Source organism: Roseococcus pinisoli (assembly GCF_018413645.1).
GTDB lineage: Bacteria > Pseudomonadota > Alphaproteobacteria > Acetobacterales > Acetobacteraceae > Roseococcus > Roseococcus pinisoli.
Window position 1 is genome coordinate 617,882 of sequence record NZ_JAHCDA010000001.1, and the last position, 17,403, is coordinate 635,284.

The 17,403-nt window shown below is 70.9% G+C and carries 20 protein-coding genes and 1 tRNA gene; 14 read left to right on the forward strand and 7 right to left on the reverse strand.

The window, feature by feature from the left end:
• Positions 1-17: 17 nt before the first annotated feature.
• Positions 18-1,583 (reverse strand): ABC transporter substrate-binding protein, encoded by a 1,566-nt coding sequence (locus tag KHU32_RS02965; protein WP_213668539.1) that lies wholly within the window; start codon positions 1,581-1,583, stop codon positions 18-20.
• 332 nt (positions 1,584-1,915) lie between these two features.
• On the opposite strand from KHU32_RS02965, the gene KHU32_RS02970 reads away from it, so the two are divergent.
• Positions 1,916-1,990: transfer RNA gene (locus KHU32_RS02970), tRNA-Gly, on the forward strand.
• 34 nt (positions 1,991-2,024) lie between these two features.
• Positions 2,025-2,813, forward strand: a complete 789-nt coding sequence (locus KHU32_RS02975) for a YoaK family protein (RefSeq protein WP_347265500.1) — start codon at positions 2,025-2,027, stop codon at positions 2,811-2,813.
• Here KHU32_RS02975 and KHU32_RS02980 read toward each other — a convergent pair.
• On the reverse strand, positions 2,810-3,157 hold the full coding sequence (locus KHU32_RS02980; RefSeq protein ID WP_213668540.1) for a Rieske (2Fe-2S) protein: 348 nt from the start codon (positions 3,155-3,157) through the stop codon (positions 2,810-2,812). The genes KHU32_RS02975 and KHU32_RS02980 overlap by 4 nt on opposite strands.
• A 94-nt stretch (positions 3,158-3,251) precedes the next feature.
• Positions 3,252-3,680 carry an EVE domain-containing protein gene (locus tag KHU32_RS02985; protein ID WP_249680517.1) on the reverse strand — a complete coding sequence of 143 codons (429 nt, stop codon included), beginning with the start codon at positions 3,678-3,680 and terminating at the stop codon, positions 3,252-3,254.
• A gap of 187 nt (positions 3,681-3,867) precedes the next feature.
• Between KHU32_RS02985 and KHU32_RS02990 the strand changes: the two genes are divergently transcribed.
• Genes KHU32_RS02990 through ccmI form a run of 7 tightly spaced genes read left to right on the forward strand, consistent with a single transcriptional unit; the run spans position 3,868 to position 9,123 of the window.
• Positions 3,868-4,662, forward strand: coding sequence for a heme ABC transporter permease (locus KHU32_RS02990; protein WP_213668541.1), 795 nt, complete (start codon positions 3,868-3,870; stop codon positions 4,660-4,662).
• Complete coding sequence (gene ccmD, locus KHU32_RS02995) at positions 4,659-4,793, forward strand: heme exporter protein CcmD (protein ID WP_213668542.1); 135 nt, start codon at positions 4,659-4,661, stop codon at positions 4,791-4,793. The genes KHU32_RS02990 and ccmD overlap by 4 nt, the downstream gene beginning before the upstream one ends.
• Positions 4,790-5,284, forward strand: a complete 495-nt coding sequence (gene ccmE / locus KHU32_RS03000; protein WP_213668543.1) for a cytochrome c maturation protein CcmE — start codon at positions 4,790-4,792, stop codon at positions 5,282-5,284. Before ccmD ends, ccmE begins: the two co-directional genes overlap by 4 nt.
• On the forward strand, positions 5,281-7,248 hold the full coding sequence (locus KHU32_RS03005) for a heme lyase CcmF/NrfE family subunit (protein WP_213668544.1): 1,968 nt from the start codon (positions 5,281-5,283) through the stop codon (positions 7,246-7,248). The genes ccmE and KHU32_RS03005 overlap by 4 nt, the downstream gene beginning before the upstream one ends.
• Complete coding sequence (locus KHU32_RS03010; RefSeq protein ID WP_213668545.1) at positions 7,245-7,850, forward strand: DsbE family thiol:disulfide interchange protein; 606 nt, start codon at positions 7,245-7,247, stop codon at positions 7,848-7,850. Before KHU32_RS03005 ends, KHU32_RS03010 begins: the two co-directional genes overlap by 4 nt.
• Positions 7,850-8,335, forward strand: a complete 486-nt coding sequence (locus KHU32_RS03015) for a cytochrome c-type biogenesis protein (protein WP_213668546.1) — start codon at positions 7,850-7,852, stop codon at positions 8,333-8,335. The genes KHU32_RS03010 and KHU32_RS03015 overlap by 1 nt, the downstream gene beginning before the upstream one ends.
• The gene (ccmI, locus tag KHU32_RS23390; protein WP_213668547.1) at positions 8,332-9,123 is read left to right on the forward strand and encodes a c-type cytochrome biogenesis protein CcmI; all 792 of its coding nucleotides are present in this window, start codon (positions 8,332-8,334) and stop codon (positions 9,121-9,123) included. Before KHU32_RS03015 ends, ccmI begins: the two co-directional genes overlap by 4 nt.
• A 2-nt stretch (positions 9,124-9,125) precedes the next feature.
• Here ccmI and KHU32_RS03025 read toward each other — a convergent pair whose 3' ends face one another.
• Entirely contained in the window at positions 9,126-9,350 is a 225-nt protein-coding gene (locus tag KHU32_RS03025; protein ID WP_213668548.1) for a hypothetical protein, read from the reverse strand.
• Between the two features lie 36 nt (positions 9,351-9,386).
• Positions 9,387-9,974, reverse strand: a complete 588-nt coding sequence (gene mobA, locus KHU32_RS03030; RefSeq protein WP_213668549.1) for a molybdenum cofactor guanylyltransferase MobA — start codon at positions 9,972-9,974, stop codon at positions 9,387-9,389.
• Between the two features lie 123 nt (positions 9,975-10,097).
• On the opposite strand from mobA, the gene KHU32_RS03035 reads away from it, so the two are divergent.
• Genes KHU32_RS03035 through KHU32_RS03045 form a run of 3 tightly spaced genes read left to right on the forward strand, consistent with a single transcriptional unit; the run spans position 10,098 to position 13,730 of the window.
• Positions 10,098-11,639, forward strand: a complete 1,542-nt coding sequence (locus KHU32_RS03035) for an acetolactate synthase large subunit (RefSeq protein ID WP_213668550.1) — start codon at positions 10,098-10,100, stop codon at positions 11,637-11,639.
• Positions 11,640-11,673: 34 nt separating this feature from the next.
• A complete protein-coding gene (locus KHU32_RS03040; RefSeq protein WP_249680518.1) occupies positions 11,674-12,252 on the forward strand; it encodes a DUF2585 domain-containing protein in 579 nt (192 codons plus the stop codon).
• Between the two features lie 41 nt (positions 12,253-12,293).
• The gene (locus KHU32_RS03045) at positions 12,294-13,730 is read left to right on the forward strand and encodes an amidase (RefSeq protein WP_213668551.1); all 1,437 of its coding nucleotides are present in this window, start codon (positions 12,294-12,296) and stop codon (positions 13,728-13,730) included.
• Here the strand turns inward: KHU32_RS03045 and KHU32_RS03050 are convergent.
• The gene (locus KHU32_RS03050; protein WP_213668552.1) at positions 13,720-14,604 is read right to left on the reverse strand and encodes an alpha/beta fold hydrolase; all 885 of its coding nucleotides are present in this window, start codon (positions 14,602-14,604) and stop codon (positions 13,720-13,722) included. The two genes, KHU32_RS03045 and KHU32_RS03050, sit on opposite strands and share 11 nt — an antisense overlap.
• Positions 14,605-14,730: 126 nt before the next feature.
• Here KHU32_RS03050 and KHU32_RS03055 point away from each other — a divergent pair, with 126 nt between their 5' ends.
• Both KHU32_RS03055 and KHU32_RS03060 read left to right on the forward strand, forming a co-directional pair.
• Positions 14,731-15,135: a carboxymuconolactone decarboxylase family protein gene (locus KHU32_RS03055; RefSeq protein ID WP_213668553.1), complete on the forward strand. Its 405-nt coding sequence runs from the start codon at positions 14,731-14,733 to the stop codon at positions 15,133-15,135.
• A 5-nt stretch (positions 15,136-15,140) separates the two neighbouring features.
• On the forward strand, positions 15,141-16,034 hold the full coding sequence (locus KHU32_RS03060) for an NAD(P)-dependent oxidoreductase (protein WP_213668554.1): 894 nt from the start codon (positions 15,141-15,143) through the stop codon (positions 16,032-16,034).
• Between the two features lie 63 nt (positions 16,035-16,097).
• Here KHU32_RS03060 and KHU32_RS03065 read toward each other — a convergent pair whose 3' ends face one another.
• The gene (locus KHU32_RS03065) at positions 16,098-17,387 is read right to left on the reverse strand and encodes an eCIS core domain-containing protein (protein ID WP_213668555.1); all 1,290 of its coding nucleotides are present in this window, start codon (positions 17,385-17,387) and stop codon (positions 16,098-16,100) included.
• Between the last annotated feature and the right edge of the window lie 16 nt (positions 17,388-17,403).

Here is a 17,403-nt window from a genome sequence, read left to right on the forward strand (position 1 = left end):
CGGCGCCCCTCCCCCGGCTAAATCCGCCGCAGGTTCCACAGCATCGGGTTGGACGCCTGCAGCACGCCCGTCAGATCCGCGCGGAAGGCCGTGCGGAGCCGGAACAGCCCGGTCGGCGCGATGGGCACCGCGTCCCACAGCAGCTCCTGCAGCCGCTTCATCGCCGCCTCCTGCGTGGGCACGTCCGGCGCCTGCAGCCAGGCCGCGACCTCCCCCTCCACCGCCGCATCCTCCGGCCAGCCGGGCCAGGCCTGGGCGCCGTTCATGCGGATGGTCCAGCTCACGGCCGGGTTGGCGATGGTCGCGGCCGGGCCGTTGGTGTTGTGCAGATTCCAGCCGCCCTGCGCCGGCGGCGCGCGATTGGCGCGACGGGCGATGATGGTGGCCCAGTCGCTCTCCACCGCCTGGATGTTCACGCCGAGGCGCCGCATCAGGTCCACCGTCAGCCGGCCCTGCTGCGTCACGGCGGGGAAGTCGCTCGGGTTGATGTGGATGATGGGCTCGCCCCGGTAGCCGGCCTCGCGCAACGCGGCGCGCGCACGCTCCATGGCCGCCTCGCCGCGCAGCGCGGGCGTGGATTCGACGACATTGGGCAGGCCGCAGGGGAACATGGCGTGGCATTCCTGCCAGTCCTGCGGCAGGGCCACGGCCTGCATGAAGTCCGGCTGCGAGATCACGTCGCGGATGGCACGTCGGACGCGCACGTCGCTGAAGGGTGGATGCAGGCAATTGAAGCGTAGGAAGCCCAGGAAGCCGTTGGGATCGTAGATCTGCGTCCTGGTGTTGCGGTCGCGCTCCAGTACGGGGACGAGGTCGGGCAGCGGATATTCGATCCAGTCGACCTCGCCGGTGCGCAGCGCGGCGGCGGCGGTGCCGCCATCGGGGATCCAGACCAGCTCCAGCCGGTCGAAATGGACGCGCTTGCCGCCGGCCGCGGCCTCGGCCGGCTCGTCGCGGGGGATATAGGCGTCGTTGCGGAGATAGGCGGCCCGGGCGCCGGCGACGAATTCGTCGGGCAGGAACTTCCAGGGTCCGCTGCCCACCGCCTCGGTGATCGGACGGTCGGCCGGCTGGCTGGCCAGGCGTTCCGGCATCATGAAGCAGGGCGAGGAGCCCGGCTTGGCCAGGGCATCGAGCAGCGCCGGGAAGGGCCGGTGCAGGCGGAAGACGATGGTGCGGTCGTCGGCCGCCGAAAGCTCGGCCGTGGCCAGCATCAGCGCCTGGCCGAAGCCGTCGCGCACCGCCCAGCGGCGGATGCTGGCCACGCAGTCCCGCGCGCGTACCGGCTCGCCGTCATGGAAGCGCAGGCCCTCGCGCAGCGAGATGCGCCAGGTGAGGGCGTCCGCCGAGACCTCGTGCCCCGCCGCCATCTGCGGGTGCGGGCGCAGCGCGCGATCGGCGCCGTAGAGCGTGTCGAAGACGCAATAGGCGTGGGTCGTGACGATCGTCGTCGGGTTGAAGATCGGGTCGAGCACGGCGAGCCCGGCCTGCGGCATGAAGCGCAGCGTGCGGGCGCGGGCATTCTGCGCGAAAGCCGGGGCGGCGAGCAGCGCCGGCGCCATCAGCAGGGAACGACGGTCCATCCATTTCCTCCATGCGGCACGGCGGCGCAGGAAGGGGAAAGGCATCATCGATGCGCACCGCTCCCTTCGCCGGTACGAACCGGATCAGGTTCCAGGGCTCGCGGGATACGTCCCGCCTCTCAGCCGCCGCGCCTGCCCCGCAACCTCCCCGGCCGGACGGCAGGGGAATGGCGGAGCGGGCGATGTCGGCTCACCCAGGTGACGCCGACGACATGCGCCGGGCGGTGCCTGCTGTCCAGATGGCCGGGCCGTGCCGATTCGGGCGGCTCCCATCCCGCCGGCATCGAGGGGCTTGAGGAGCGGACCGGCGGGCGCTAAGCCTAGGTCAGCGCGCGGGCGTAGTTCAGAGGTAGAACGTCAGCTTCCCAAGCTGAATGTCGGGGGTTCGATTCCCCCCGCCCGCTCCACCCGCCATGCTTCCTTCCCCGAGACAGGCGAGCCGTGAGCGTCTTCCCCCATCGTCTCCTGATCCAGGCCGTCGGCCCGCTGCACGAGGCCGTGGCGCCCGAGCGCAATGCCGGGACCGACCGGCTGCTGGCCCTGGTGCTTACCTTCGTCGCGGGCGCGGTGAATGCGGGCGCGCTGGTCGCGGTCGGGCAGTACACCTCGCACATGTCGGGCATCGTCTCGGCCGTCGCGGACAACCTCGCGCTGGGGGCCTGGATGCTGGTGGCGGGCGGGATCGGCGCGCTGCTCGCCTTCACGCTGGGCGCCGCCGCCTCGGCCTGGCTCATCAACTGGGGAAGGCGGCACCGGGTCGGCGAGCAATATGCGCTGCCGCTCCTGCTCGAGGCCGCGCTGCTGGCCGGATTCGGCCTCGCCGGCCTGGCGCTGCCCGCTGGCGGCGCCTTCGCCGCCCTCGCCGTCCCGCTGCTCTGCTTCATCATGGGGCTGCAGAACGCGACCATCACGAAGGTCTCGGGCGCGCGGATGCGGACCACCCATGTGACGGGCATCGTGACCGATATCGGCATCGAGCTCGGCAAGCTCGCCTACTGGAACCGCGACCCGCTCTGGCCCGGCCCCGCCGTGCGGGCGGACCGCCCCAAGCTCCGGCTGCTGACTGCGCTGCTGGCCATGTTCTTCCTGGGCGGGGTGGTCGGCGCCTTAGGCTTCGCGCTGGCCGGCTATGCGACGACCCTGCCGCTGGCGCTGCTCCTCGCCCTCTTCGGCGGCGCGCCCGCCGTCGCCCGGGCCCTGGCCCGGACGGGCGTTAGTCGCCGGGCCTAGCGGCCGGCCTCCACCGGCACGCGGACCTCGCCTTCCTCGATCCGCACGGCCACCGCCTCCAGCACGTCGCCGATGCAGGGGCCGGAGATGCACTCGCCATCCTCGATCCGGAAACGCGCGCCATGGGCCGCGCAGACGATTCGCTCGCCCTTGCGGTCCAGGAAGCGATGCGGGACCAGCTCCAGCGGCACGCCGACATGCGGGCAGGAATTCACATAGACCAGCACCTGCTCGCCCCGCCGGATGGCGAAGAGGCCGGTGAAGCCGCCGGGCGGGGCATCGAAGCCGCGCGATTCGCCATCGGGGAGGTCCTCGAGGCGGCAGAGGGTGCGCCACTCGCTCATGCGCGGGGCTTCCCAGGGATCATGACGGCGGCGTGCCGCGCGGGGATCATCGCCGGCGCGCCCACCAGCCTATGGTCGCGGAGGCTGGCGGCCTTCACCCCTTCGCCATCTCCAGGATCACGGCGGAATGCTCCGGCGTGATGGGCATGACGGAAAGGCGCGACTGCCGGACGAGGGAAATGCCCTCGAGCCTCGGCTCGGCCTTGATGGCGGCCAGCGTCACCGGATGCTTCACGGGTTCGATGGCCTTCATGTCCACGCAGACCCAGCGGCCGGTCTCGTCGCTCGGATCGGGATAGGCCTCGCGGACGACCTCCACGATGCCCACGATCTCCTTGCCGATGTTGGAATGATAGAAATAGGCGCGGTCGCCCTTCTTCATCGCCTTGAGGAAAGCGGCGGCCTGGTGGTTGCGCACCCCGGTCCAGGGCTCGATGCCGTTGGCGACCTGCTGGTCCCAGCTGAAGGCATCGGGCTCGGACTTCACGAGATGGACGGGAATTTTCGGCGATCGGGCGGGCATGCGGGCGTTTCCTGGGAGGCGCTGCAGCCTAGAGCGCACGGCGCCGGGACGAAACACCCGGGCGCCATCCGCCAGGACATGATCCAGATCAAGGGAAGCCAAGGCGAGGGCCGATAGTCGGAGCCAAGGCCGTTCGGCAAAGGCATCATACCGCCCCCCTGGCTTTGAACGAAGGACGCTAAGGCTTATGTTGCGCGGCGTGGACGCCACCTCTCCTTCGGCCAACCTGCCTCGTCCCGGCGGGTCGCTGCATCGTTTCGCCAATCCGGGCCGCTTCCTGCGGCTGACGGACAGCTGGCTGCCCGTGCTCGCCGCCGCGGCGGCGCTGGTGCTCGGCTGGGGCGTGGTCTGGGGCCTGTTCTTCGCGCCGCCCGACTGGCAGCAGGGCGAGACCGTCCGGATCATGTTCGTCCATGTCCCGATGGCCTGGCTGGCCATGGGCGGCTATCTCGGCCTCGCTGTGCTCTCCCTCATGTCGCTGATCTGGCGGCATCCGCTGGCCGATCTCACGGCGCGCGAGCTCTCGCCGATCGGCGCCGCGGTCACCGCCCTCTGCCTCGTCACCGGCAGCCTCTGGGGCCGGCCGATGTGGGGCACCTGGTGGGTCTGGGACGCGCGGCTGACCTCGGTGCTGGTGCTGTTCTTCCTCTGGCTCGGCCATGCGGCCCTCGTCCGCGCCTTCGACGATCCGGAGCGCGGCGCACGCATGGGCGCGATCCTGGCGCTGGTGGGCGTGGTGAACCTTCCCATCGTGAAGTTCTCGGTCGACTGGTGGAACACGCTGCATCAGCCCGCGAGCCTGACGCGGATCGACGCACCGGGCATGCATGTCGATATCCTGTATCCCCTGCTGGTCTGCGCCGTGGGCTTCAGCCTGGCCTTCGCCGCGCTGGTGCTGGCCGCCACGCGCGCGGCCGTGATGGAGCGGCGCGTGCGCGCCCTGCAGATGGCGGCCGCCCGCCGTGCCGAGGCTTCGGCATGAGCACCCATTGGACCTATGTGGCCATCGCCTGGGGCCTCGCCGGCGCCGTCTTCCTCGCCCTCTCCACCATGTCGGTGACGCGCTACCGCCGGGCGAAGCGCCTGCTCTCGCGCCTGGAGACCCGGCGATGAACCGCAAGAAGCGCCGCCTCTACATCCTCCTGCTCTGCGCGATCGGCATCGGCTCGGCGACCGCGCTGACGCTGACCGCCTTCCAGGACAACCTCGTCTTCTTCCTCGCCCCCAGCGACATCGCCCGCGAGGCGCCGCCGCCCGGCCGCGCCTTCCGCCTCGGCGGCCTGGTCGAGGCCGGCAGCGTCGAGCGGGGCGGCGCCACGGTGCGCTTCCGCGTGACGGACGGCGCCCATACCATCTCCGTCACCTTCAGCGGCGTCCTGCCCGACCTCTTCCGCGAGGGCCAGGGCGTGGTCGCGCAGGGCGTGATGGGCCCTGACGGCACCTTCGCCGCGCGCGAGGTGCTGGCGCGCCACGACGAAACCTACATGCCGCCGGAGGTGGCCGCCGCGCTCCGCCGCTCGGGCCACTGGAACCCCTCGCAGGGGGCCGCGCCGCCGGCCGCGACGTGGAACACGCTGAGCCCGGCGACACGGACTGGCTCGTGATCCCTGAACTCGGACATTTTGCGCTCATCCTCGCGGCGGCGCTCGCCATCGCGCAGTCGATCCTGCCGCTCATCGGCGCGCAGCGCGGCGACGCGCGGCTGATGGGTTCCGCTCCGCCGCTGGCGCTGGCCGGCCTCATCGCCGTCGCCGTCGCCTTCGGCGCGCTGGTCTGGAGCTATGCGACGAACGACACCACCGTCGCCAATGTCGTGGCCAACAGCCATTCCGCGAAGCCGATGATCTACAAGATCAGCGGAACCTGGGGGAACCACGAGGGCTCGATGGTCCTCTGGGTGCTGGTGCTGGCCATCTGCGCTGCGGCGGTCGCCGGCTTCGGGCGGGACCTGCCTTCCGCGCTCCAGGCCCGCGTCATCGCGGTGCTGGGCACGATCTCGCTCGGCTTCCTCGCCTTCATCCTCTTCACCTCCAATCCCTTCGAGCGTGTCTGGCCGCCGCCGCCGGACGGCAACGGCCTCAACCCGCTGCTGCAGGATCTCGGCCTCGCCGTGCATCCGCCGCTGCTCTACGCGGGCTATGTCGGCTTCTCGGTCACCTTCGCCTTCGCCGTGGCCGCGCTCATCGAGGGGCGCGTGGACGCGGCCTGGGGCCGCTGGGTGCGGCCCTGGGCGCTGGGCGCCTGGTCCTTCCTGACGCTGGGCATCGCGATCGGCTCGTGGTGGGCCTATTACGAGCTCGGCTGGGGCGGCTACTGGTTCTGGGACCCGGTGGAGAACGCCTCACTCCTGCCCTGGCTGGCCGGCACGGCGCTGCTGCACTCGGCGATCGTGGTCGAGAAGCGCGAGGCGCTGAAGATCTGGACCGTGCTGCTGGCGCTGCTGGCCTTCGCGCTCTCGCTGCTCGGCACCTTCCTGGTGCGCTCGGGCATCCTGAATAGCGTGCACTCCTTCGCCTCCGACCCGTCGCGCGGCGTCTTCATTCTCGTGCTGCTCGGCATCTACATCGCGGGCGCCTTCCTGCTCTTCGCCTGGCGCGCGCCGGCGATGGCGCCGACGGGCGTCTTCGCCCCGGTCTCGCGCGAGGGCGCGCTGGTGCTGAACAACCTGCTGCTCTGCTCGATCACGGCGGTGGTGCTGGTGGGCACGCTCTACCCGCTCTTCCTCGACCTGCTGACGGGCCAGATGATCTCGGTCGGCCCCCCCTTCTTCAACACCGCCACCGCGCCGCTGGCCGTGCCGATGATCGCCGGCATGGCGATCGGCCCCATGATGCCCTGGAAGCGCGCGACGCTCTGGCCGGTGCTGCAGCGGCTGTGGTGGGCCGCCTGCCTGGCGCTGGCCGCCTTCGTGCTGACCCTGGCCTTCGCCGGCTGGCACGTACTGCCGGCCTTCGGCTTCGCCTGCGGATTCTGGCTGATCGGCGGTGCGGCGGCCGATATCGCGGACCGCGCCGGCCTCGGCCGCACGCGCCTCGCCAATGTGCTGAACCGCGCGCGCAATCTGCCCCGCTCCGCCTGGGGCGCCGCGGTCGCGCATGCCGGCATGGGCGTGACGCTGCTCGGCGTCGCCGGCATGGGCCTCGCCACCGAGCACCTCGCCTCGCTGCGGGCTGGCGAATCGACCTCCTACGCCGGCTACGAATGGCGCCTGGACGGCGTGCGCGACGTGACGGGCCCCAACTTCACCGCCCGCCGCGCCACCCTCACCCTCCTGCGCGACGGCCACGTCGCCCATGTCATGGAACCGTCGCGCCGCTTCTTCCCGCAGGGCCGCACCACCACCACCGAGACCTCCATCCGCACCAACCTGGTCCGCGACCTCTATGCCGTGCTGGGCGAGGAGCATGAGGGCCTCGCCGTGCTACGGCTGCACGTCAATCCGCTGGCACCCTGGATCTGGCTCGGCTCCTTCATCATGGCGCTGGGCGGCGCGCTTTCGCTGAGCGACCGGCGCGTGCGCGTCGCCGCCCCCGCAGCCCGGCGGCGCGAGGCCGAGGCGCGGGCATGAGCGGGAATGCCGACCAGGACGCGGCGCGGCCCGCCCGGCCGTCCCGCCGCAAGCTGATGCTCTACGCGCCGCTCGCCGTCGCGGGCGTGGGAGGCCTGGGCTTCTGGGCCATGCTCCGCGGCCTCGGCGACGGCAGCTTCAATCCGCGCGGCGTTCCCTCCGCGCTGATCGGCAAGACGGCGCCGGAATTCTCGCTGCCGGGCGTCGAGGGCCTCGACCTTCCGCCGCTGTCCTCACCGGACCTGCTGACCTTCGACCGGCCCATCGTCGTGAATTTCTGGGCGAGCTGGTGCGTGCCCTGCATCGTCGAGCATCCGCAGCTCATGGCGCTGCATCGCCAGGGCGTGCCCGTGCTCGGCATCAACTACAAGGACCGCGCGCCCGATGCGCGCAACTTCCTGACGCGCCATGGCAATCCCTTCACGCGGCTGGGCGCGGACTTCCCCGGTCGCACCGCCATCGACTGGGGCGTCTACGGCGTGCCGGAGAGCTATGTGCTCGACCGCCGGGGCGTGATCCGCTGGCGCTGGGCCGGCCCCATCACGCCCGAGGTGATGAGCGAAAGCATCGTTCCCCTGATCCGCTCGCTCGGGCGCGCGTGATGGCGCGGATGCTGTCCCTGCTGGTGCTGCTGCTGGCCGCGCCGCTGGCGCCCGCTTCCGCCCAGATCGCCGACCGCCTGGCCGACCCTGTCGCCGAGGCGCGCGCCCGCGAGATCGGGCGCGAGCTGCGCTGCCTCGTCTGCCAGAACCAGTCCATCGAGGACAGCGAGGCCGACCTTGCGCGCGACCTGCGCCGCATCGTCCGCGAGCAGGTCTCCCGCGGCGCCTCGCATGACGAGGTGATGCGCTTCGTGCACGACCGCTACGGCGACTTCGTGCTGTTGCGCCCGCCCTTCCGGCTCTCGACGCTGCTGCTCTGGGCGACACCCGTGCTGGCCCTGCTGGGCGGGCTCTTCGCCATCTGGCGCCTGCGCCGTCGCCGCGCGGTGCCCGTGGGCGAGCTCACCGAGGCCGAGCGTGCGCGCCTCGCCGAACGCCTCGGCCCTTCCCTGTCCGACAAGTCTCAGGGCGAACCCCGTACGTGACCTGGCTCGCGCTCGGCCTCCTGGCCGCCCTCATCCTCTCGCCGCTCGCCTGGGCCGCGCTGCGCCCGCCGCGCGCACGCGGCCGCGCGGAGACCGACCTCGCGCTGTTCCGCTCGCAGCTCGCCGAGCTCGACGCCCAGCGCGCCGAGGGCCGGCTCGACGAGACCGCGCATCGGGCCGCCACGCTGGAGGTGCAGCGACGCCTGATCGCGGCCCCGGCCCCCGAGGCGGCGCTGCCGGCGGACCGCCCTTCGCCCGTGCTGCTGGCGGCGCTGGTCCTCGTGCCGGTGACGGGCGTGCTGCTGTACCTGGACCGCGGCCATCCCGGCATGCCCTCCGCCACGCTGACCGAGCGCCGCGAGGCCGCGGCGGCGGACGACCTCATCATCCTCCGCCTGCGGGAGCGCCTGCGCACCGCCGATCCGGCGACGGAATCCGGGCGGCAAGGCTTCATCCTGCTCGGCAATGCCGAGCGCGCGCGGGGCCGCCTCGCGGAAGCTTCCGCCGCCTATAGCCGCGCGCTGGAGAACCGCTTCGACCTCGGCCTCGCCATCCGCTTCGTGGAGGTCGAGATCGAGCGCGGGGAGACGGAGAACGCGCTCGCCTGGATCGACCGCAGCCTCGTGACCGAGCCCGATCCGCGCCTTCGCTTCCTCAAGGGCCTGGCCCTGGTGCGGGCCGGCCGACCGGAGGAGGCCCGCGCGACCTGGCAGGCGCTGCTCGCCGAGGCGCCGGCCGATGCGCCCTGGCGGCCGGCCGTGCAGCAGAGCCTGGACGGCCTGCCCTAGGTTCAGGACGGGACGGCCGCGCCTAGCAGCGACGGCGCGTACCTGAAAAAGGCCCAGGCGATGATGCCGCCGAGGGCGAGCAGCGCGCTCAGCACGCCGGCCGCGAAGGGGATCAGGCCGTCCATCTCGTCGAAGCGGCGGCTGCCCTCCGCGGTCAGCAGGCCCCACCAGGCGAAGACGCCCAGCGCCGCGGCGAGGAATAGACCGATCGACGCCGTGCGACGCATGGAAGCTCTCTTTCCTGGCAGTGGAAGGGCAATTCGTCAGGACGGTCCCGGATGCGCCAGCAGCCGCTCGGCCGCCTCGAGTTCCTCGAGGGTGTTCACGTTGAAGAAGGGATCGCCCTCCCAGGCCACCGTGGCCACGCCGTGCCGGGCGGCCCAGGCGCCGACGCGCCTTTCGCCGTCGAGGATCGCCGCGCGGAGCTCGCCGGCCAGCCGCCGCGGCCAGAGCGCCACCGGCGGATGCGCGCGCCCCTCCGAGGCAGCGCAGGCCAGCGCCGCACCCGCGCCGTGCAGCCGCTCCACCAGGTCCGGCGGAAGGAAGGGCGCGTCGCCGGTGACGGTCACCACCCAGGGCAGCGGCGAAGATTCCAGCGCCGCGAGGATCCCCGCCAGCGGCCCGGGATGCCCCGGCACGCTGTCCGGCCAGACCGGCAGGCCGAAGGAGCCGAAGCGCGCGGGGTCGCCATTGGCGTTGATCGCGAGGCCCTCGCATTGCGGGGCCAGCCGCTCGATCACATGGGCCAGCATCGGCCGGCCGCCGAGCCGGCGCAGCGGCTTGTCGCCGCCGCCCATCCGCCGGGAAAGCCCGCCGGCGAGGATGACGCCGAAGGTCGGTGGTGTCCTCATAACCCTCCCACGTCGCGCGCCGCCCCGTCTTGCCGATTCGCCATCTTCGGCCCAGGCTGCGCGCGACGTCCATGAGGACAATCACGGCGGGCCAAGCCCCCGGACCTTTGAGGAGAGTTACGCGTGAACGGTGCGGAAAGCCTGGTGCATAGCCTGCTGAAAAGCGGCGTAGATGTTTGTTTCGCCAATCCCGGTACCAGTGAGATGCACTTCGTCGCCGCGCTCGACCGCGTGCCGGGCATGCGTTGCGTGCTGGGTCTGCAGGAAAACGTGGTGACCGGCGCCGCCGACGGCTATTGGCGCATCAAGGGCAAGCCCGCCGTCACGCTGCTGCATTGCGGCCCCGGCCTCGCCAACGGCCTCGCCGGCCTGCATGACGCGCGCCGCGCCCATTCTGGCGTCGTGAACTGCGTGGGCGACCAGGCCACCTACCACCGCGTCTACGACGCGCCGCTGACGGCCGACACCGAGGGCTTCGCGCGCGGCGTCTCCGCCTGGGTGCGCACCGCCACCAAGGCCAGCGAAGTCGGCCAGGACGTGGCGAATGCCGTGCAGGCCGCGAAGACCTCGCCCGGCCAGGTGGCGACGCTGATCTGCCCGTCGGACACCTGCTGGGACGAGGGCGGCGTGGTCGCCGAGGCCCTGCCCGTGCCGGCCGTGCCGCAGGCCGAGGCGCATGCCATCCGCAACGCCGCGAAGGTGCTGCGCGAGAAGAAGAACGTCCTGATCCTGCTCGGCGGCCCGACGGCGCTGACCGAGGCGGCGCAGGTCCAGGCCCAGCGGATCATCGCGCATACCGGCGCGCATATCCTGGCCGAGACCTCCAACGCCAAGATCGAGCGCGGCCAGGGCCGCCTGCAGCTGGACCGCGTGCCCTATCCGCCCGATCACGCCGTGGCGCGCCTCAAGGACTACGAGCAGATCATCCTGGTCGGCTCCAAGGCGCCGACGGGCTTCTTCGGCTATCCGAACCACCCCTCGCTGCACTACCCGCCGAATGCCATCCTCACGGTCCTCACGCGCCAGGAGCAGGACGCCGTCACCGCGCTGACCGCGCTGGCCGAGGAGCTGGGCGCGCCGAAGGTGGCGATGCCCGACAACGGCCCGAAGCCCGAGCTGCCGCGCGGCGCGCCCTCGCCGGAAGGCCTGGCCCGCGTGATCGCGGCGCTGATGCCCGAGAACGCGATCATCGTCGATGAATCGGTGACCTATGGCCGTGGCCTCTCGCCGCTGACCCATTGCGCGCCGAAGCACGACTGGCTGCAGAACCGCGGCGGCGCCATCGGCTACGGCTTCCCGGTCGCGACCGGTGCGGCGGTGGCCGGCGGCGACCGGCGCGTGATCTCGCTCCAGGCCGACGGCTCGGGCATGTACACGGTGCAGGCGCTCTGGACCCAGGCGCGCGAGAAGCTGCCGATCACCACGATCGTGCTGTCCAACCGCAAGTACCAGATCCTGATCGGCGAGTATCAGAACGTGGGCGCCAATCCCGGCCCGACGGCGATGCAGATGCTCGACCTCGGCAACCCGGACATCAACTGGGTGCAGCTGGCGAACGGCATGGGCGTCGAGGCCGCGACGGCGTCGACGCTGGAGGAGCTGGCGGACCTCGTGTCGCAGAGCCTCGCGCAGGATGCGCCGTTCCTGATCGAGTTTCTGATCTGAGGCTCGCATCGGAAAGCGGTTTGGTGAGGTCGGTTTGATCCAGGCGCTGAACCGCTTTCCGAAGACCCTCTGGGTCGCGATCCTGCTGGGGATGGTCGCCGTCACGGCGGCCATCCTCCTTTCGATGGGCCGCGTGCCCATCTGCACCTGCGGCAGCGTGAAGCTGTGGCACGGCGCGGTGAACAGCTCCGAGAATTCGCAGCACCTCACCGACTGGTACACCCCCTCCCACATCATCCATGGCGTGCTGTTCTACGGCGCGCTGCACCTCGTCGCGCGGCGCCTCGGCCTGCTGCCGCGGCTCGCGATCGCCACGATCGTCGAGGCCGCCTGGGAGATCGCCGAGAACACCAATGCGGTGATCAGCCGCTATCGCGAAGCGACCATCGCGCTCGACTATTTCGGCGACAGCGTCATCAACTCGGTCAGCGACATCTTCGCCATGTGGCTGGGCTTCTTCCTCGCCTCGCGCCTGCCGGTCTGGGCCTCGGTCCTGATGGTGCTGGTCTTCGAGATCGGCGTGGGCTGGATGATTCGCGACAACCTGACGCTCAACGTGCTGATGCTGCTCTGGCCGCTGGAGAGCGTGAAGGCCTGGCAGGGCGGCGCCTAGAATCCCTTGTCATGCGCCGTCCGGCGCGAAGGCGGAACGAGATGATCTACGACCGGTCCCTGATCAACCTGACCGCCCGCGAGGCGGTGGCCCTGCTGCGCACGGGAAAGGTCTCGCCCCTCGAGCTGGTGGAGGCCGCGGCCGGCCGCATCGCCGAGGTCGAGCCCTCGGTGAACGCGCTGCCCATCCTCTGCCTGGACCGCGCGCGCGACCAGGCGCGCGCCATCGCCGGCACGGCGGCGCGGAGCGGCGATCCCAACTGGCTGGCCGGCCTGCCCCTCACCATCAAGGACCTCGACGAGGTCGCGGGCGTGCGTCACACCAGCGGCGGCTCGGTGCTCTTCGAGAACTACGTCTCCACGAAGTCCAGCCCCTCGGTGGAGCTGCTCGAGGGCAATGACGGCGTCACGCTCGGCAAGTCCAACTCCCCGGAATTCGGCTTCAACGCCAGCACGATCAACGAGCTCTTCGGGCCCACGCGCAACCCCTTCGACACGCGGCTGACGGTGGGCGGCTCCTCCGGCGGCGCGGCGGCTTCCGTCGCGACGGGCGAGGCCTGGATGGCGCTCGGCTCCGACCTCGGCTCCTCGATCCGCCTGCCGGCCGCCTTCTGCTCGGTGGTGGGGCTGCGTCCCTCCCCCGGCCGCGTACCGCGCGCGCGGCGTGGCATGAGCTTCTCCATGCTCCCCGTCGTCGGTCCCATCACGCGCACCGTCGGCGATTGCGGGCTGATGCTGGATGCCATGTCCGGCGAGGTCTGGACCGACCCGCTGAGCCTGCCCAGCGCCCCGCCCGGCACCTTCGGCGAGGCCGCGGTGACGCCGCGCAAGCCCGGCCGCGTCGGCTTCTCCATGGATCTGGGCGTGACGCCGGTGGACCCCGAGGTCGCCAAGGTGGTCGAGGCGGCGATCGCCCGGCTGGCTGCGGCCGGCGCGGGGATCGAGGCCACGGCGCCCGATCTCTCGCAGGGGCGCGACGTCTTCCACGCCATCCGCGGCGTGAACCATCTCGCGGCCTTCGCGCCGCTGATCGCGCAGCATGGCGAGCGCGTGATCCCCGAGATCCATTCGAGCACCGAGCGCGCGGCGGCGCTGCCCATTGCCGACTACGCGAAGGGCGAGAATGCCCGCGTTGCGATGTTCCAGCGGCTGATGGACTTCCTCGCCACGCACGAATTCCTCATCTGCCCGACCGCGATCATGACGCCCTTCCCCGCCGAATGGCGCCGGGTCGAGCGGCTGGGGAATCACGAATTCGATTCCTACATCGACTGGATCGCCATCACCTTCACGCTGTCGCTGACCGGCTGCCCGGTTATCTCCATCCCCTGCGGCTTCACCGCCTCAGGGATGCCGGTGGGCCTGCAGATCCTGGGCCGACCGCGCGGCGAGGCGGCGCTGCTGCGCATGGCCGCCTGGTGCGAGGAGGTGCTCGGCGCCCTGGGCAAGGCGCCGCGCGACCCCAAGGTCACGCACTGAGGAAGGGATCGAGCGCCGCCAGGACCTCCTGCGGCGCCTCCTCGGCCAGGTAGTGGCCGCTGTTCACGGCATGGCCGCTGACGGGCCCCTGGGCGTATTGGCCCCAGACCTCCAGCGGCTTGTACCACTGCCCGATCTTGCCCTTGGCGCCCCATAGGACCAGCAGCGGGCACTGCACCTTCTCACCGGCCGCGCGGCTGGCGCGATCATGCTCCAGGTCGATGCTGGTGGCGGCGCGATAATCCTCGCAGATGGCGCGCACCGTGCCGGGAAGCTTCAGCGCGGCCAGGTAGTCCGCGCGCGCCTCGGGGTGGAAGAAGCTCTTGTCCTTCGGCTCGCGCGAGGTGTGGATGTCGAACCAGACTTCCGTGTCCTGCTCGATGATCGTCTCGGGGCCGGGATGCGGCTGCGCCAGCCAGAACCAGTGATAGTAGCCGAGGCCGAAGGCCATATCGACATGCTCGAAGTGATGCAGCGTCGGCACGATGTCCATGGTGCAGAGCCGCTCGACGCTCGCAGGATGGTCCAGCGCCACGCGATGCGCGAGGCGGGCGCCCCGGTCGTGGCTCACCACCTGGAAGCGCGGGAAGCCGAGCTCGTGCATCAGCCCGACCACGTCCTTCGCCATCTCGCGCTTCGAATAGGGCATGTGGTCGGCCGTCGCCGGCGGCTTTTCCGAATAGCCGTAGCCGCGGATGTCCGGGGCGACGACGGTGAAGCGCTTCGCGAGCTCGGGCGCCACCTTGTGCCACATCGCATGCGTCTGCGGGTTGCCGTGCAGCAGCAGCAGCGGCGGCCCCTTGCCGCCCTTGCGGAAGCGCACGGCATGGCCGTCGACGCTTCGCGTCTCCAGCGTGAATCCTTCGAAGAACATAAGCTTCTCCCGATGGTGGCCGCGATGGTCGGCCCCGACAGGCTAGCCCCGTTCCGGAAGCCTGCCCATTGACCGGCCAGAGGCCCTGCGCGAGCGTGCGGCCATAGGATTCATAAGGAGAGAGAGATGTCCGCCGACGACGAAGCCCTGTTCCAGAAGGGCATGCCCATCCGCCGCGCCGTGCTCGGTGCCGAATATGTCGATTCGAGCATGGCCAAGGCCGACGACTTCATGATGTCCTTCCAGCGCGCCACGACGGCGATCGCCTGGGGCTGGGCCTGGGGCGACGACACGCTGCCGCGCAAGACGCGCAGCCTGCTCAACCTCGCGATGCTGACGGCCCTCGGCCGCACGCCCGAGATCAAGCTGCACGTGAAGGGTGCGCTGAACAACGGCATCTCGGTCGAAGAGATCAAGGCCACCCTGCTGCACGCCACGGCCTATTGCGGCATCCCCGCCGGCCTCGACGCCTTCAAGGCCGCGCATGAGGTCCTGCTGGCCGAGGGCGCGATCAAGCCCAAGGAGAAGTAACTCCCATGGCACGCGTCGCCTTCGCCGGCATCGGCAACATGGGCTGGCCGATGGCGGCCAACCTGGTCAAGGCCGGCTTCGATGTCGTCGTCACCGACATCTCGGCCGAGCGCACGGCGCAATTTGCCTCCGAGGTCGGCGGCCACGCCGCCGCCTCGCCGGCGGAAGCCGTGAAGGGCGTGGATGCCTTCATCTGCATCCTGCCCACCAGCAAGGAAGTGGCGCTCGTCGCGGAGGCCGTGGCCGAGGCGCTGCCGGAAGGCGCGCTCTTCATCGACATGACCTCGGGCAATCCCACGCGCACGCGCGAGATCGCCGAGAAGCTGTCGGCCCGGAAAATCCGCATGGTGGACTGCCCCGTCTCGGGCGGCGTGCCGCGCGCGAAGACGGGCGAGCTCGCCATCATGGCCGGCGGCACCGAGGCCGACCTCGATGCGGCGGAGCCCTACCTCAAGGCCGTCGGCACTTCCATCCATCGCTGCGGGCCGATCGGCGCCGGGCAGGCGATGAAGGCGCTGAATAACCTGACGAGCGCGGGCGGCTTCCTCATCGCGGTGGAGGCGCTGCTGATCGGCCAGAAGTTCGGGCTGGAGCCCGGGCTGATGGTGGACGTGCTGAACGCTTCGACGGGAATGAACAATTCCACGCAGAAGAAGTTCAAGCAGTTCGTGCTCTCGCGCCGCTTCGATTCCGGCTTCGGGCTCGACCTGATGGTGAAGGACCTCTCCATCGCGCTGGAGGTCGGCAAGGAGGCGGCGGTGCCGACGCCCTTCGCCGCGCTCTGCCGCGAGATGTGGGCCAGTGCGGCCAGCTTGCTCGGCAAGGGCGAGGATCACACCGCCGTCGCCAAGCTCTCCGAGCACCTGGCGCAGCAGACCCTCACCGGCGGCAACCGATAAGCCGACGGCACGCTTCGCCTCACGCCAGGGCCGGCCACCGCCGGTCCTGGTCGAGCCTTCCGATCAGCCTGACGTATCCCACCGCCGCGCCAGGGAGAGCCCCTGGTCGACGTGATAGCGGCTCGCCGCCACTGGCTTGGGCTGGTCGAAGAATTTCGAGAAGTAGACGTCTTCCTGCGTCTCGGGCCGATAGGCATTCATCCGTACCCCGAGCACGGAGGCCGCGGACTGGCGGATCAGCCCGATCTGCGCCGCGGAATTGGGCCTTTCGACCACGACCGCCCCCAGCGCCCCGGCCGCCGCCTCGGCCGCCGCCCGCCGCGGCAGGTTCGGAAAGCGCCGTGCCAGGACGCCATAGAGGCGGGTGATGTATTCGCGGTACTCCGGCGCCCGCGCCGGCGTCAGCGCATCGGGGTGATGCTGCTGGGCCATCTTCGACAGCTCATCCCCCGCGATCTCGACGAATTTCGTCTCCGGCCCATGCCCCAGGAAGGGCGGGTACATGCGCCCCGTGCCATGATTGCGGTGGGCATAGCTGTCGCCGAAGGGATGCAGCGAGAAGCCGAACTCGAAGAAGCCGCCGGACATGTCCGCGGCCAGGCTGATCCTCTCCCGGCGGGCGGTCTCGTCATTCCAGTTGGCGCCGGTCAGGCAGTGAAGCCCCCTCTGAACGCTGAGATTGACCTCGGTTTTCTTTTCGGCCTCGCGGGGCGCTCGATAGGCCATGCGCCCATAGCCGCGGAGGTACTTTTCCGAGATCTGGTTGTTCGCCTCGGCCCAGAAATTGTGGAAGCCGGTCGGGACCTTGTCGAGTTGCACGCCGACCCAGTCCATCGCATCGCCGACGAAGGAACCGGGGATGTCGAAGCCGGCCTTCACCGCGTCGAGCTCCGAGACCTCGTCGGGAAACTGCGCCCAGAAAGCGATCCGCATGGCGTCGTCGTTGGCGACGCCGCAGGCCAGGGCGGTGTAGTAGATCGTGTAGTAGTGGCCCGCCTCCTCCCAGCACAAAGGCTGGGACGGATCGGCCGGCACCTCGACCCGGCAGGGCAGGCCGGCCAGGGCACGCCGCGCCAGATGCCGCGCCTCCCGCTCCGCCACCGCGATCCCTGCCGCCCCGGGCAGGCGCGCCTGCAGGAGGTGCACGACCTCATGCGCCAGCACCTCGGCCGAGGCTTCCGCCCCCAGCAGGATCGCCCCGTCGACCGCGCAGGCGCGCGTGCGCAGCGCCCGCGTGACGCGCCGCGCGCCCGCGCAGCGATGCACGCGCACCGACGAGAGATCGGCGCCGAAGCTGCGCTCCCATCCAAGGCGGAGCGCATTCGGCAAAGGGCTTCCGCCACGGACGGACATGCTTCCTCCTGAGACA

Excerpts from the sequence above, each read along its gene's own strand:
- KHU32_RS02965 (WP_213668539.1), bottom strand. The coding sequence starts at position 1,583 with ATGGACCGTCGTTCCCTGCTGATGGCGCCGGCGCTGCTCGCCGCCCCG.
- KHU32_RS02980 (WP_213668540.1), bottom strand. The coding sequence starts at position 3,157 with ATGAGCGAGTGGCGCACCCTCTGCCGCCTCGAGGACCTCCCCGATGGC.
- KHU32_RS02985 (WP_249680517.1), bottom strand. The coding sequence starts at position 3,680 with ATGCCCGCCCGATCGCCGAAAATTCCCGTCCATCTCGTGAAGTCCGAG.
- KHU32_RS02990 (WP_213668541.1), top strand. The coding sequence starts at position 3,868 with ATGTTGCGCGGCGTGGACGCCACCTCTCCTTCGGCCAACCTGCCTCGT.
- ccmD (WP_213668542.1), top strand. The coding sequence starts at position 4,659 with ATGAGCACCCATTGGACCTATGTGGCCATCGCCTGGGGCCTCGCCGGC.
- ccmE (WP_213668543.1), top strand. The coding sequence starts at position 4,790 with ATGAACCGCAAGAAGCGCCGCCTCTACATCCTCCTGCTCTGCGCGATC.
- KHU32_RS03010 (WP_213668545.1), top strand. The coding sequence starts at position 7,245 with ATGAGCGGGAATGCCGACCAGGACGCGGCGCGGCCCGCCCGGCCGTCC.
- KHU32_RS03015 (WP_213668546.1), top strand. The coding sequence starts at position 7,850 with ATGGCGCGGATGCTGTCCCTGCTGGTGCTGCTGCTGGCCGCGCCGCTG.
- KHU32_RS03025 (WP_213668548.1), bottom strand. The coding sequence starts at position 9,350 with ATGCGTCGCACGGCGTCGATCGGTCTATTCCTCGCCGCGGCGCTGGGC.
- mobA (WP_213668549.1), bottom strand. The coding sequence starts at position 9,974 with ATGAGGACACCACCGACCTTCGGCGTCATCCTCGCCGGCGGGCTTTCC.
- KHU32_RS03045 (WP_213668551.1), top strand. The coding sequence starts at position 12,294 with ATGATCTACGACCGGTCCCTGATCAACCTGACCGCCCGCGAGGCGGTG.
- KHU32_RS03050 (WP_213668552.1), bottom strand. The coding sequence starts at position 14,604 with ATGTTCTTCGAAGGATTCACGCTGGAGACGCGAAGCGTCGACGGCCAT.
- KHU32_RS03055 (WP_213668553.1), top strand. The coding sequence starts at position 14,731 with ATGTCCGCCGACGACGAAGCCCTGTTCCAGAAGGGCATGCCCATCCGC.
- KHU32_RS03060 (WP_213668554.1), top strand. The coding sequence starts at position 15,141 with ATGGCACGCGTCGCCTTCGCCGGCATCGGCAACATGGGCTGGCCGATG.
- KHU32_RS03065 (WP_213668555.1), bottom strand. The coding sequence starts at position 17,387 with ATGTCCGTCCGTGGCGGAAGCCCTTTGCCGAATGCGCTCCGCCTTGGA.